Origin of the sequence: Cylindrospermum stagnale PCC 7417, from assembly GCF_000317535.1 — a bacterium.
Classification (GTDB): Bacteria; Cyanobacteriota; Cyanobacteriia; order Cyanobacteriales; family Nostocaceae; genus Cylindrospermum; species Cylindrospermum stagnale.
Genome location: NC_019757.1, coordinates 5,401,926 through 5,417,097, shown reverse-complemented (window position 1 = coordinate 5,417,097; position 15,172 = coordinate 5,401,926). Strand labels below are relative to the sequence as shown.

Below are 15,172 nucleotides of genomic sequence, written 5' to 3'. Positions count from 1 at the left end.
CAGGAATTGTTAAATTTCTGGGTTCTGTAATAATTATATCAACAAACTTCAGTAGAAGTAAGTACTATTATTTATCTACCACAGTTTTGATTGCAAATACGAAATTGTCAGAACTGGCGGTTCTGTGGCAAAAAGTTTTTGAGGATATAAAAACCATCTTGATGGGTTTGGCGAAGGATACCAAAAAACTGGAGAATCCAGGATGTAACATCTAGGCTGATTAAATCAGTACCGCTCAGATGAATCTAGCAATCCGGTGATCGAGTAAATCATTGTTGATTGTTGCCGTCCGCGCAGCTGCAACTGCTGTACTTTTTGGGTATGAAAATGCTGCTTGATCAGCTCAAACGTTGTTTCGCTGACTAAGATGTTATAAGGATTTTCCTCTTTCGTGTTTTTGTTGAGTTGTTCCAAACGAGCCGCAATATTCACAGCATCTCCCAAGACGGAATAATTCAATCTTTGAGAGCCGCCAATGCTGCCAGCAACCAATGGGCCTGTATGAATTCCAATGCCGATGGTAATGGTAGGTTTGCCAAGGCGTTCTAATTCTGCGTTCAATAATACTAATCGTTCCTGCATAGAGATGGCAGCAGAGACGGCATCAATAGCATCTTGCTGAATTTCCTCGGCTCGCGTGTGGGGAAAGGGAATGCCAAAAACAGCCATCACACCATCCCCAATGTATTTATCAACTACTCCATGATGCTCTTGAATGCACTCAGCCATAGCACCCAAATATGAGTTTAACCAGTCGAGCAACTCTCGTGGTTTCATCCCCTCAGAAATCGTGGTAAAGCTGCGAATATCGGTAAATAAAACCGTTGCTACCATTTCTTTAGCATCCAATTGACCGTTTTGGAAAATTTCGTCCCGATGCTGCCAGATCATTGTCGCTGTTTCCTGGGAAACATGACGAGCGAACAAACTCATCAATTGTTGTTTTTCTCTTTGTTCTTGCCACTGAACACTCAGACCGGCCAAGAAAATCGTGCCGATGGGAGCTGCGGTAGGCAACCAGAGATTGTTTAGGAACAGAGCTGACACTGATAAACTGAACCAAGTAACAGGCAGCAGCCCTAGAAGAAGAATTCGTTTGTGAAATTTCAAAGGAGCTAGTATCAGACCCGAACCAATGCCAAAACCGAATAATAGCAAGAGTTCAAATTCCTGGGGTAAGCGTTGCAACAGTCGGTTGTTGAGTAGATTATCGATGATAGCGGCGTGCAGGTAGACACCAGATGTTGGTGGTGTTTGCTCGAATGGAGTTTTTAAGGGATCGTTTGCTCCGGTCGCAGTCAGCCCGACCAGCAAAATTTTGTTCTTTAGTTTGGCTGTATCTACCTTGCCTTGGACAATATCGGCAAAGGAATAGGTGGGGATTCCCCGCTCTCCCTGAGTTGGCGCTACCCAGTTAATCCACACTGATTGTACTGTCTCTCCTGATTGGAGAGGTGGTAAGGCAATGAGCGATTTTGTGGAGTTAGTGGTATCTGCGGTAAAGGTTTGCTGCAAGCTATTGTTGTATGCTTGCAACAACGTCATGCTGAGGGAGGGAACTTGATCGATGTAGAGCCAGTATTGACGCGTTACTCCATCGAGATCGGCATTGCTGGCAATGTGCCCTTTGGCGGTAACGCGATCCAGGACTGGCACTGGACGAAGGGTCTGTTTCTGCAAACTGGGTGCGATCGCTAAGACAACCTGACCGTTGAAAGCCATTGCTTCGGCTAGTTTCGCGTCTTGACTGCTAGGCTCGGTCAGCAGAATATCAAAGCCGATAACTGCTGGAGGAGCGGCAGATAGAGTTTCCAGTAACTGAGTATAGCGATCGCGTGCCAGCGGAAACTGCCCATACTGTCGCAATGTAGCATCGTCAATCGCAATTACGGCAATCCGCGAATCCCAACTCGAATGAGGTAGATAATTGCGCGTGCGGAACAATAAATTAAATCCTAGTAGCTCTAGGGATTGCCAAGCACCTACTTGCCATAATCCTATTGAAAACAGAGCAGTCAATACGTAAGGATTCAGGAAATTGTTTTCTAGAATCGAGCGTCGTGGGTGTTTCAGTATGTCTCGAAGAGATTTTCCCCAGGCTTTAACGGTCATTTCAGGACATTATAGAGGTATTTCTATATTTGGCCGATGACATGGCCATGGAATTTATCATCCCACTTAACGTAAAAAAAGACTTGAAGTCAAAAAACTTCAAGTCTTAAACTAAATTATGCTGAGTTTCTTAACGCTTTCTTTTAAAGTGTCAAAGATTGAGGATTCGTTTCAATCAATTTCGCTAAATCTCTCAAGAATGCCGCAGCATCAGCACCGTAAATAATCCGGTGATCAGCGGTGATATTAACTTGCATTTGTTGTCGCACACCAAATAAACCGTCGGCTGTGGCTACCACTTGCGGGCGGGAGGCGCCGATCGCTAAAATTGAACCTTGTCCAGGTGGCAAAATCGCATCAAACGTATCCACACCAAACATTCCCAAGTTCGACAGAGTAAAAGTGCCGCTGTTATACTCTTGGGGTTGTAGTTGTTTAGCTCTAGCTTTTTCTACCAAAGATTTCCAAGTACGAGATAGAGAATAAATATCGACTATGTCTGCATTCTGCAACACGGGTGTAATTAATCCGCCATCATCCATCGCCACAGCTACAGAAATGTTGATGTCAGAATGATGAACAATTCCCTGGTCTGAGTAGCTAGCATTGAGCAGTGGGTGTTTTTGTAATGTCACCGCCACGGCTTTTGCCAGTAGGGCTGTCATCGTCACCCCTTTGGATTTAATCTGCTTGTAAAGCTTGTCTAGCCCATCGGTGGTAATTGTGTAACCCACACGGAAGACGGGTACAGATAGGCTAGCCACCATACTCCTGACTACTGCATTTTGCAGGGTAGTCAGAGGCACTACCTGACCAGCAACAGAACTGCTGATCGCTGGAGTGGCTGCTGGTGCTGGTGCTGGTGTTGACGGTGCTGGGGGTGCTGGCGGTGCAACTGGGATGACAGTTGGAGTGGGTACTGGTGCCGGGGTAACAGCAGCAGGTGGCTTGTCTTTTTTGACAGTTCCCTCCACGTCCTCGGCGACAATCCGACCGTAGGGGCCACTGCCTTTAAGGGTATTCAAATCAACTTTGAGTTCTTTGGCTAACTTGCGGGCGCGGGGTGAAACTACGACCCGTCCTTCCCGGTGATTAGAACCATTTTGAGAGGCTGGTGTTGCCACTGTTGCGGTGGCAGCGACGGGTGCGGGGGATGAGACAGGGGTTGCAGCGGCGTCTCCTGAGTTGGCTAGGGACTTAGCAGTGGCGATTTCAGCTTCGGTTTCTGCTATAAAGGCGATCGCTGATCCCACAGGGGCGGTTTCACCTGCTGGGACTAAAATATGGGCCAGATATCCCTCATAAAAGGATTCCACATCCATATCTGCCTTATCTGACTCGACAACCACCACTGTTTCGCCTTTTTCCACTTTGTCCCCTGGCGATTTCACCCAGGAGACAATTTTGCCTTCGGTCATGGTGGAACTCAGCGCCGGCATAAATACTTCGTTAATGCTCATAGGGTGGTTTCAGAATCAATAGTTTATGGACTTTAACAGCTTTTGCCAGATCGAATTGTATCTTGGCCCGAGACGTTTAGATTTGAGATTTTATACTTTAGATTGGGGGCGCTCTTGTGTGTGGTACTGTTGACGCTTGCCCAATCGACTGACCGATGAACCCTGGAACCTAAAGACGAACCAAATGTCTACATATATAGCAATCTTCAATGGTTAGTCAATATCCATCATATTGGCTGTTGACTGAAATTGGTAATTGGTAATTGGTAATTGGTAATTGGTAATTGGTAATTGGTAATTGGTAATTGGTAAAAACTAATACCCCTTACCCAGTAAAGAGTCCCCAAGAAAGAGTCCCATGCTCTTACTGTCAATACTGGGATTGCTATATGTAGTATTTATATTCAACACTCTTCTCCAAACACAGGAGATTCTCATAACTATTGGTAATAAACAGGTTTGTAAATTCCCTTTAATTCTATGTCGGCAAAATTAAATTTGTTTTTGATTTTGATACTCAGTATTTTTGCCACTGCTGGTGCTGGAGTTTATATGACCCAACGCCAGCCATCTGCACTGATTGTCGGCATGAAGGAGGCGAAACAGCAACAATTAACTGTGGTGCAGCAGTCTCAGGCTTTTCTAGACTACCCAGAGCGTTCTGATTATAAAACTATACCTCTAGAAAGTATAAATTCTGCTCTCCAAGGCAGCGATCCCGCTACCCTGGCTCTGAATGCCTTTGAGGGTGTGGCATCAGTGGTAGGAACAAGAAAGGTAGAGGTAGTTTATCCCCAACGCAATCAGGCTTCAGTGACGATTACGCAAATCAAGCCGGCTGATGATAAATCAAAATCAGTTGGTGCAATTAAATATCGAGTCGAGATGACAACCTTTGGGCGATCGCTTTTAGTTAGCTCACGCCCAATGTGGCAAATTATCTGGGCTGGCTCCCAGGTACAATGTTGGACCGGGAGTAGCTCTCACAAAAAGTTAACCGAAAAATGTCAGTAGTCAGTAGTCAGTAGTCAGTAGTCAGTTGCTAATGACTAATGACTAATGACTAATTTAGATATCGCCGCGAATTTCTTCTACAATGCCGTCACGTAGAACAATTTCGACCTGCATTTTGCTAATCAGGTTATCACCCGGTTCTACCCGGAAAAAGCCTTCCATTTGAAACTGGTTGACTTCCTGATCCGACTCCAGAAACTGCACTTGCTGAAGGTTTTGCAGCAATTGATTTTTCTGCTCTAAAAATTCACTTTTCTTTTGATTCACCTGAAGTTGAATATTGTCGATTTGTTGGATGGTCTGGGGTCCAGGTGGTTGTAGACTCTGCTTTTGAATTGCGGAGATCGCCCGTTGTCCTTCGATGTCTAGTTGTTGCAGTTGCTGATCAAGTTGGTTGATCTGGGTTTGCAGCTGCTGTTGTACTTCATCTTTCCAGAGGGGAGTGACGATCACTTTGACATTAACGACGCGTTTCAGAAGCAATTGAGGGTTAGAGACATCCATAAAAGGGTTCACGTTCACTCTTAATACTTTGCAGGTGGAATTATCAGGCAAACATTCCGTCAATGGTATCGCGATAGCGTTCCATGACGACGTGTCGCCGGATTTTCAGCGTTTGTGTCATTAAGCCATTTTCCATAGAAAACGGTTCCACAATTAGTTTGAATCGATTAATGCGATCATCTGCTCGATAGCCTGGACGGTTTTGCACTTCTCGATTCAATTCTTGCCGAAATAAATCCTGGATTATTGTACTCTCCAAGTTAATTTTTTGACCGGGTGAGGCAGTAATATTCTCCGACTGAATACTCAAAGTCAGATTTTGACCTTCTGCCCATTTTTCTAAAGCTTCGATATTGGGAACGATGATGGCGCCGATGCAGCGCTGATCTTGTCCCACAAGCATAATCTGATCAACGTAGGGCGATCGCAAACAAGCATCCTCTATTGGCTGCGGCTCGATATTTTCCCCATTGGTCAACACAATCGTATCCTTTGCCCTGCCAGTCAGCACCAAATCATTTTCCGGTGTCAACCAACCCAAATCACCGCTATCAAACCAACCCTCAGCGTCAATTGCTTTCGCTGTCGCTTCCGGATTTTGATAATAGCCTTGCATAATTTGTGGTCCCCTCAGCAGTACCAAGCCTCGCTCTCTAGCTGCTAGAGGCTTTCTGCTTTCAGGATCAACAATTTTAGCTTCTGTGCCGGGAATTGGCTGCCCTGCTGTTCCCCGAAAATTGCGCCAAGGACGACGCGCATGGGTAACAGGAGAAGTTTCCGTCAAGCCATAGCCGACTAAAATCTCCACACCGGTAATTTCAAAAAAGTTATCTATGTGCTTAGGAAGCGCACCACCGCCGCTAATCACATACTTGATTCTTCCTCCCGTTGCTTCCCGTACCTTGGCATAAACCAGCCGTTCTCCCAGTGCGTGGAAGGGAAACAAAGCAGATGCTAGTATCCTCGATGCTAATCGCTCGAATGTTGAGGCATCAAGATGCTCTAAACTCAAATTTTCAGCAATTCGCCCCGCTTTGATGTATTTCTCACTTATACCCAGTAAAAACTTAATCAGGCGTTGCTTGTTTGCTGGCTGTTCACGAAACTGCTTTTGCACACCTTCATAAATCGATTCCCAGAGGCGGGGTACAGCTATCATGAACCGGGGTTTAAATTTTTTCAAATCTGCTTTGACAGAGCGTAAGTTTGTGTAAATTTGCTCACAGCCTTGAGAAAGCAAGAAATACTCACCACTGCGTTCGTAGCTGTGCCAACTGGGAAGGATGCTGAGGACTTTGTCTCCCACTTGCGGTTGCACTACTGCCCCCAGTGCCTTTACTTGGTGCAGCAAATTGCCGTGAGACAGCATTACACCCTTGGGTTTGCCGGTAGTGCCAGAAGTATAAATTAAAGTTGCTAAGGTGTCGTCGTTTTGCTTAACTGGCACAAAATTATGCTTTGCCCCAACTTCCATCAACTGTGAAAAATTCAGCACTTTGATGAATTCGTCAGTCGGTGGGGTTTCATCCGAAAGTAAAATTACCAGTTGAATTGGTAGATCGTTCAGTCCCTGCTGCAGTTTATTGAGTGTCTTTAAATCTTCGACTACTAGCGCAGTACTGTCACTATTGGCAATAATAAACAGCAACTCTTCTCGTTCCGCTTGGGCGCTACGCACTGCATTCACTACCCCAGCCGTCATGATACCTTGATCGGCAATAAACCACCGGGGGCTGTTGTCAGCAATTAGGGAGATGCTATCCCCCTGTTTAAATCCCAAAGCCTGCAACCCAGCGGCAAATTGTTGCATTTGCTCTGCTAACTGAGTATAAGTAACCACTACTTCTGGTTTCGCGTGGGGGTTGCGGAGGGCAACCTGATTACCAAATGCCTTGGCTGTCACGGGCCAAACTTCTGGTAGTGACTCTACATTGGTGTAATCGACCAAACTTTGTATTGCCAGAAGTTCTCTCTTTGTGAAGTTAGATAGCACAGAAGATGCTTTTTGGGTTTTTGACATAATACGTTGCTGAATAAAATTGAAAGTTTTTCCAGTTTATTTCGAGATCGCGCTCAAATAATTGTCTTGAATATCCACATTGCCTACTGTGTATAACAATTGCGCGAATTCAACGGTTATTTTTACAAAAATTTATGATAATATTCATTTATATAAACTGCAAGCAATAGATTGCTTTCTAATCAGTTGCTAAAATTTGGTTTGCAGCTAAACACAGCGACCACCTAATTTCTACAATGGGTGATTACCTATAAGTATAATGGATGCGATCTTCCTGACACTAATCAACACTGTTGCTTGTCTGGCACTCCCCAAGCTTCTATCTATCCTTCTCGCTCCGAAAACCAAATCTCCTGAACCATCGGCAATGGGTTCTGAGTCACAAATAGCCAGAGTCGGAATTACCAGTTTTCCCTACTGTACTGTTTACGCCGTAACTGGTAGTCAATACTGTAAATTCAGCCCTAAATTCTGTGCCAGGTGTTCTCCCAGTTGACCAACTATTGAGAGGCAAAATACAGATTCGATATTTGGGGTTTTCGATGGGAAAATTATAGCCAAAATCTGCTCTCTCTGTAACAGGTAATTGGTAAGTTTAGACTGCCCATTTACCTATTACTGTTTAGCATTAATATTTTTTTACAATTCAATCTAGATATTCTGCTAGAGATCACAATGTGTAAATATATTTATTTCACTTATAACCTGTAAAAGAAATTCAAAAGCTTGGATGTAATCCTTCGCACTAACTATGCGTCAAACTTATAAATAGTCACCACAAATTATTTACCAGGGAGGGCTAAACTATGAGTTTGATAGATGGTATAGTCTTGACGTTGTTAAATACTGTTGCCTGCCTGGCATTACCTAAGCTGCTATCTATAATCATAGCTGCCAAAATTAAAAACACCGCGCAACCGCCAGAGTCTAGCTCTGAAATCCCCAGTTTCTCCTAATATAGCCTGATGAAGGCGATTGTCTTGATGGGGGCAAAACTTGACATCGCCTTCCTTGTGTTAGCATCTAACTTCTTTTTAACCTTGCAGACAGCTTGCCTATTCAGGCATCTGGCTCTCCTAGTCTAGTAGAACCTAGCAAAACTTGCTGCCAAAATTAATGTTTGATACACCACAATAAATAAGATACTTAAAAAGGTCAATTTCAAGGCATTTTAAAATGGCAGAATTTGATAACAAGGTGGCTCTAGTCACAGGTGGCAGTTCTGGCATCGGTAGAGCTGCTGCATTAGCTTTTGCCCAAAAGGGTGCAAAGGTAGTGATTGCAAGTCGCAGAATCAAAGAGAGCGAAGAAACCGTCGCACTGATTCAAGCTATTGGTGGTGAAGCTAAGTTTGTGCAAACTGATATCACTCAAGCAGTTGAAGTGGAAAACTTAATCGCTCAAACAGTTGCTACTTACGGTCGTCTCGACTATGCCTTTAATAATGCGGGTACTGAAGGAATTTTCGGACCTGGCATTGAACAAACAGAGGAAAATTGGAACCATACCATCGATACCAATCTCAAAGGGGTTTGGTTGTCGATGAAGTATCAAATCCCGCAAATGTTGAAGCAAGGTGGAGGCGCAATTGTCAATAACTCATCCATCGCCGGCTTAATTGGCTTTGCCAATATTTCCATTTACGCTGCTAGTAAGCACGGTGTAATTGGTTTGACCAAATCACTAGCCTTAGAACACGCTAAAGACAACATCAGAATTAACGCCGTCTGTCCTGGTACGATTGAGACAGATATGGTAGATCGTGGTTTTGGTGAGGAAGGCAAAATCAAAATCATGGCTTTACATCCCATTGGTCGTTTAGGTAAGTCTGAAGAGATTGCTAGCGCCGTTACCTGGCTTTGTTCAGATGGGGCCAGCTTCGTGACTGGTCAATCTCTAGCCATTGATGGTGGTTTTACCGCGCAGTAGTGCCCCCTAAAGGGGGTACAACAACTGAACCTCTCCTGAAAAGAGAGGTTTAGCAGAGACTAAGGCTTTTTCTGAGATTCGTTATTAAAGCCACACTCTACTGTAATCTTCAGGTTACTTTCCGCAGTACCTTTAGTTACATAAGGAATACCAGCTTCACCACCGATTTTTAAACCAAACTCTAAAGTTACTTTGCGGATATTACCAATTTCAATATCCTTAAAAGCTTGCAAAGATTGAGTCGTATAAGCGCGAATAGTTCCCTGAATAGCTTGGAAATTTTGTGCCATTTGCTGTTTGACAGCAACAGGATTCCATCCTTTAGCATCAAGAGATTCTTCTTCCTCTGTAGCAATTTGACTGTTAACCGAAGGTGCTGCTACTTCTTCGTTAGCCTCAATGTATATAACAGTACCATCTTCTAATTGAAACGGTGCAAGTTGAGTCATAGCTAGAATTTGGTGGGATAGGGATGCTTGAATATTTACCACAAAATTTGGAGAATTTTGTTGCTTATAAATTGAGAAAACAAATCCAAATTGCTAGAATTAAAAATAATTAATATTCAAATTTTTAATATGAGCCGGGATGCTTTAGTAGTCGGAATTAATAGTTACAGCTACGAAGGCTTAAACACTCTGCAAGCACCTGCACAGGATGCAGAAGCCATTGCCCAATTACTGGAAAAGTACGGCGACTTTAAGGTGACTCGGCTACCTGCTGTTAAAAATAAAGAAAATAACACTATTCGGGTTGGTAAACAGGCGAAGGTAGCTCATTCTGATCTCAAAAAAGCTATAGTCCAACTATTTAAACCAGAAGGTCATCCCCCAGATACGGCTCTGCTATATTTTTCAGGACATGGTTTACGGGAAGACATAGGTGTAGAAGAAGGATATTTAGCCACAAGTGATGTGAACCCCTTATCCGGCAATTGGGGATTATCTCTGCAATGGTTGCGTCGCTTACTGCAAGAGAGTTCTGTGCGCCAGCAAATCGTTGTTTTAGATTGCTGCTATAGCGGCGAGGTACTGAATTTTACCGAGGCTGACCCAGGTGATAGAGGTAAAGGACGCGATCGCTGTTTTATTGCCGCATCTCGTGCTTTTGAAGTTGCATACGAGGAAATTGGTAATCAACATAGCCTTTTAACATCGGCATTACTCAAAGGGTTGGAACCAAAATCAGAGCAATGGGTAACTAACTATACTTCAATAGAACTTTTAAGCCAGCAAAATAACAGCTTTCCCCAACGTCCAATTTTTGCTAATTCTGGTGAACCGATTCAGCTTACTCGGAGGGGGACAGCATCAACCAGTGAATCTAGGGTGACATCAGGGCAAACTACCTGTCCTTACAAGGGTTTAGAATATTTTGATTGCACCGAAGAAGATGCAAAATATTTTTATGGGCGCACAGCACTGACTGACCAATTGTTAGAAAAACTACGAGTAGGTAATTTTCTCGCAGTATTAGGGGCTTCCGGCAATGGGAAATCAAGTGTTGTCAGGGCTGGTTTATTGTATGAATTAAAGCAAGGAAGGCGACTATCTGGTAGCGATAGTTGGCAGATTAAGATTTTTCGCCCTGGACAGAACCCGTTGCAAAATTTAGCCCTAACATTTGTGGATGGGGGATTGTCAGATGTTGACCGGGCATCTCAACTAGCTAGGGCAGAAGAATTGGTAAATAGAGGTGCTGATGGGTTAAGGCAATTGATTGACGTTGCTAATACCCAACGAGTCGTACTGGTGGCAGACCAATTTGAAGAAGCTTTTACTCTCTGCCAAGATATTGAAAGAAGAAAGAAATTTTTTGAATGCTTGATGGGTGTCTTGCAACGTCATGACAACAAACTTTGTCTTGTGCTGACCATGCGGGCAGATTTCTTTGGTAAGTGTGCGGAACAAGAATATAGCGGACTAGCACGACATATTCAGGAAAATCTGGTGACAGTTACACCCATGTCCGAGCAAGAATTGAGAGAAGCAATTATTAAACCAGCCAATTTGGCTGACTTAGAAGTTGAACCGGAATTAGTTGAGCAAATTTTAAAGGATGTCCAAAACGCCCCAGGATATCTACCACTGTTGCAATATACTTTGACCGAATTGTGGAATCAGCGGAGTGATAACTGCTTGCGGGTGAACACTTATGCCAAGCTGGGTGGTGTCATGGGGACGCTGGAAAAACGTGCTACTGAGGTGTACGAATCATTTTCAGAATTGCAACAAGCAGCAGTACGGCACATTTTTTTAAGCCTGACTCAGTTGGGAGAAGGTACAGAAGACACTCGCAGACGGGTACTCCAACAGGATTTAATTAATCAAAAATATCCGGCAGAAGTTATTAACGAAGTTGTTCAGCGTTTGGCGGATGAAAAGCTGATTGTGACTACTGATATAGTGGAAAAGGGAGGAACATCTGCAAGAGTGGCAGTAGTTGATGTTGCCCATGAAGCTTTAATTCGCCATTGGGGCTTGTTGAGAAGTTGGTTAGATGCTGACAGAAAGATGTTGCTGCAAATACGGGAAATTGAAGGAGCAGCAGAAAAATGGCGAGATCATCACAAGGCTAAAGGTTATCTGCTGCAAGGTAAACCCTTAGACGACGCTATAGTTTTTCAAAAAAAGGAAGCTGTCAACTTTGGTTTGTCGAATTTAGCTGGTGAGTTGATTAAACAAAGCCGCAGATATAGACAAAATAATCGCCTCCGTTTGCTTGGTTTTGGGTTCGTTCCTTTAGTTATTCTCGCTATATATTTAGGCCGTGTTACCACTAGACAAATCCAAATTAGTCAGCAGTGGGATACGGTTGAGAAAGCTAAAGGACAAGAAAAAAGTCCAGCACGAATCTTAGCACTACAAGAACTGGTAAAACTTGGTGTTGACCTCAATAATATTCCGCTTCAAGGTACTAACCTCTATCGTGTTGACCTGTCTGGTGCCAACCTGTTTGGTGCCAACCTCGAACGTGCCAACCTCGAACGTGCCGCTTTCAAAAGTACCAATCTTTCTGGTACCAATCTTTCTGGTACCAATCTTTCTGGTGCAGTCCTCGCTGGTGCTAACCTCGCTGGTGCTGACCTCGCTGGTGCTAACCTCTATTTTGCCAAACTCTCTGGTGCCGACCTCGCTGGTGCCAAAAATCTAACACCAGAGCAAGTTAAAAACGCTGACGATTGGCAACAAGCTTGCTATGAGCCAGAATTTCGGAATACACTGGGTTTACCACCTGAGAATCCCAAGGATTGTGGTAAATGGTGATATAAGAATTACTTACGATTTTCTCGCCGCCACTTTCCCCTGACTAGGCGAATTTCATCGTAGCTATAATTATCACCAAGATATTCTTTAATTGGCGTCAGCGAGATATCACCAAGAGTTTCTAAAACTTGCCAAATTTTTTGCTGTTTTTCTGGGGGAACTAACAGATTAAAATCTACTTGTTGATTTTTCTGAATTAAATCGGAAAGGTGACGGATAACTGTAGTGGTGCGGATGTCTCGTTGTCTGGCAATTTCGGTGACGCTTAAACCTTGCTGATGTAATTGTAAAGTTTGTAATTCGGTGTATGAAGGTGAATTGTCAGATGGTGAGTGATAAGATGGTAGATATTCTACTTTTTGTTCTGGTAAACCTTGTTCCCGACGATAGGCTTTAATTTCTGCCAGAAACTTCTCGCCATATTGGGCTAATTTGTGACTACCGACGCCCGAAAGTTTGCCGAAATCAATTAAGGTTTGAGGTTGTACCTGAGACATTAATTTCAGGGTAGAATCATGAAAGATGACGTAGGGGGGGACAGATTGCTCGTCAGCCAGTTGTTTGCGGAGCGATCGCAATCTTTGCACCAAAACTTCCGCTTCCGCAGCTTTCGTACTCCCTTCTTCCCAAGTCACCTTTTGCGCTACAGGCACAGCTATCGAGACTGTCCGTTGTCGCTTCATCACTTCCCAACTGAGGGCGTTGAGCTTCAAAACCGAGTAACCATCGGCAGTTTGTTCTAGTAAACCTTGATGTAAAAGCGATCGCCCCAGCATCCGCCATTCGTCTAAAGTTTTATCTTTGCCAATACCGTAGGTAGAAAGCAAATCATGCTCATTTTGGGTAATTTTCTGGTTTTTCCCACCCCGCAACACATCAATAATGTGCAGCATGCCAAATCTTTCTTTACAACGGGCTACACAAGATAAAAACTTCATCGCTTCAATTGTCCAGTCTTGCACTGGTTTAGGATAAAGGCAATTATCACAGTTACCGCAATTCCCCGGAAACCGTTCGCCAAAATAACCTAATTGAATTGTCCGCCGACAATCTGTCCCTTCAGCATAATCAATTACCTGACGTAGTTGTTGTTTAGAAATCAACTGTTCTTGGGGGTCGGTTTTTTGGTTAATACTCCATTCAATAGTTTTAATATCACTAAAACTGAAAAAAAGCGTACATCGAGAAGGTTCATCATCCCTTCCCGCCCTACCTGATTCTTGATAATAACTTTCTAAATTACGCGGTAAATCATAGTGAATTACAAACCGCACATCTGGCTTATTAATTCCCATGCCAAAGGCGATTGTTGCCACCATCACCCGCACATCATCGCGAATAAAACGGGTTTGATTTTTTGAGCGTTCATCATCAGTTAATCCGGCATGATAAGACAAAACAGAAATTTTATCATGTTGCAATTTAAGAGTTAGTTCATCAACTTTTTTACGGGTTAAACAATAAATAATTCCTGAACCTTGATTTTCTCGAATTATTCCTAATAATTCAGCATAAGCAGTTTTAGTTTTAGTCCGAACTTCATAATAAAGGTTTTGGCGGTTAAAGCTGGCGATGTGGATACTTGGTTGCTTTAGCCCTAATTGTTGGATAATATCTGCACGGACGCGATCTGTAGCTGTGGCGGTGAGAGCGAGGGTAGGGACATCAGGATAACGCTTCCGCAGAGATTTCATTTGGCGGTATTCTGGACGAAAGTCGTGTCCCCACTCAGAGACGCAGTGCGCTTCATCGATTGCAAAGGTAGAAATGCCGATTTTTTCTTTAACTAAATCCAGCAGGGGAAGAAATCTTTCACTCAAAAGACGTTCCGGGGCGACGTAGAGGAGTTTAATTTTACCTTGGAGAAGAGCTTCTTCACGCGATCGCACTTTGAAGGCGTTCAGACTACTATTAAGGAAAGTGGCAGAGATGTTATTAGTTCGCAGTGCTTCCACTTGGTCTTGCATCAAAGCAATTAATGGGGAAACCACCACCGTTAAACCTGGTTTGAGGAGTGCAGGTAACTGAAAGCACAGAGATTTACCACCACCGGTCGGCATGATAATCAGTAAATCCCGATTTTGCAGCGCATCTTCGATAATTTGCCGTTGTCCGGGGCGGAATTGGTCATAGCCGAAGTGATATTTCAGCGCTTGTTCGAGTTTGGGATACTGAAGCATAGCGATCGCTTTTTTGGGAAAAATCTGCGAGGGGTAGTTATGAAGATACCAGGATTTTAGCTCACCTTGGGGAATGGGGAACTCTAGCTACAATGATAGACAGGGCTATTTCATTCTCAATAAGTCCAATCAAAACCTCGGAAACCTAACCCCCAAAACCTTTTTGTAACAAATTCAACGGCTCGCCTTTGTCCATATAAGAAAAAAGTATACTGAGTAAGGCTTTCACCAGACTGAAAGCTTCGCGCTTATTTATCCCATCTTGTAAAACATTGCCGAAAGCGGAAGTTGAAGACTCTGATCAAGAAAGGCTAAAACCCTTAGGACTAAGGATGTCTGATTCGTATCAAAATTGATCGAGATCCCCCCTACCCACGCCACTTGCTTTAAGCCGGGAAACCCGTCCAACGCAGTGGCTCCCCTGAACAAGGGGGGCAAAACTTCTCAAAGTCCCCCAAGTCCTGGGGAGCCAGCGCGCAGAACTGTCTTGTCTCCACGCCACAGCGCGAACAAGTCGGCTCCTCCGACGGCAGTCGCTTTATGCCTCTTAACCCTAGTCGAGCGCTGCCTCCCCAACGCAGTGGCTCCCCATGAGCGACTGGCGTGGATTTAGGGGGATCTACTACTGTTTGAGTTGTCACAAATAACTTTTCAGACATCCTCTTAGAGGAATTGAGAACAATAGAG

9 protein-coding genes are annotated in these 15,172 nt (G+C 43.8%); 3 read left to right on the top strand and 6 right to left on the bottom strand.

The genetic code is table 11. The features are described 5' to 3' along the window. Window positions 1-225: 225 nt before the first annotated feature. Window positions 226-2,112 carry a CHASE2 domain-containing protein gene (locus tag CYLST_RS22650; protein ID WP_015210073.1) on the bottom strand — a complete coding sequence of 629 codons (1,887 nt, stop codon included), beginning with the start codon at window positions 2,110-2,112 and terminating at the stop codon, window positions 226-228. Between the two features lie 143 nt (window positions 2,113-2,255). After that, window positions 2,256-3,572: a dihydrolipoamide acetyltransferase family protein gene (locus CYLST_RS22645; RefSeq protein WP_015210072.1), complete on the bottom strand. Its 1,317-nt coding sequence runs from the start codon at window positions 3,570-3,572 to the stop codon at window positions 2,256-2,258. A gap of 480 nt (window positions 3,573-4,052) precedes the next feature. Between CYLST_RS22645 and CYLST_RS22640 the strand changes: the two genes are divergently transcribed. Then, the gene (locus CYLST_RS22640) at window positions 4,053-4,586 is read left to right on the top strand and encodes a hypothetical protein (RefSeq protein ID WP_015210071.1); all 534 of its coding nucleotides are present in this window, start codon (window positions 4,053-4,055) and stop codon (window positions 4,584-4,586) included. 54 nt (window positions 4,587-4,640) lie between these two features. On the opposite strand, the gene CYLST_RS22635 is transcribed toward CYLST_RS22640, so the two are convergent. Together CYLST_RS22635 and CYLST_RS22630 are read right to left on the bottom strand one after the other, a co-directional pair. Further along, window positions 4,641-5,090: a YlqD family protein gene (locus CYLST_RS22635; RefSeq protein ID WP_015210070.1), complete on the bottom strand. Its 450-nt coding sequence runs from the start codon at window positions 5,088-5,090 to the stop codon at window positions 4,641-4,643. Between the two features lie 43 nt (window positions 5,091-5,133). Then, a complete protein-coding gene (locus tag CYLST_RS22630) occupies window positions 5,134-7,110 on the bottom strand; it encodes an AMP-dependent synthetase/ligase (RefSeq protein ID WP_015210069.1) in 1,977 nt (658 codons plus the stop codon). Window positions 7,111-8,286: 1,176 nt separating this feature from the next. On the opposite strand from CYLST_RS22630, the gene CYLST_RS22625 reads away from it, so the two are divergent. Next, window positions 8,287-9,039 (top strand): SDR family oxidoreductase, encoded by a 753-nt coding sequence (locus CYLST_RS22625; RefSeq protein WP_015210067.1) that lies wholly within the window; start codon window positions 8,287-8,289, stop codon window positions 9,037-9,039. Window positions 9,040-9,098: 59 nt separating this feature from the next. Here CYLST_RS22625 and CYLST_RS22620 read toward each other — a convergent pair whose 3' ends face one another. Then, on the bottom strand, window positions 9,099-9,488 hold the full coding sequence (locus CYLST_RS22620) for a CU044_2847 family protein (RefSeq protein ID WP_015210066.1): 390 nt from the start codon (window positions 9,486-9,488) through the stop codon (window positions 9,099-9,101). A 129-nt stretch (window positions 9,489-9,617) separates the two neighbouring features. Here CYLST_RS22620 and CYLST_RS22615 point away from each other — a divergent pair, with 129 nt between their 5' ends. After that, window positions 9,618-12,305 (top strand): nSTAND1 domain-containing NTPase, encoded by a 2,688-nt coding sequence (locus CYLST_RS22615; protein WP_015210065.1) that lies wholly within the window; start codon window positions 9,618-9,620, stop codon window positions 12,303-12,305. Window positions 12,306-12,313: 8 nt separating this feature from the next. Here the strand turns inward: CYLST_RS22615 and recQ are convergent, their stop codons facing one another. Next, the gene (recQ, locus tag CYLST_RS22610; RefSeq protein WP_015210064.1) at window positions 12,314-14,485 is read right to left on the bottom strand and encodes a DNA helicase RecQ; all 2,172 of its coding nucleotides are present in this window, start codon (window positions 14,483-14,485) and stop codon (window positions 12,314-12,316) included. Window positions 14,486-15,172: the final 687 nt, after the last annotated feature.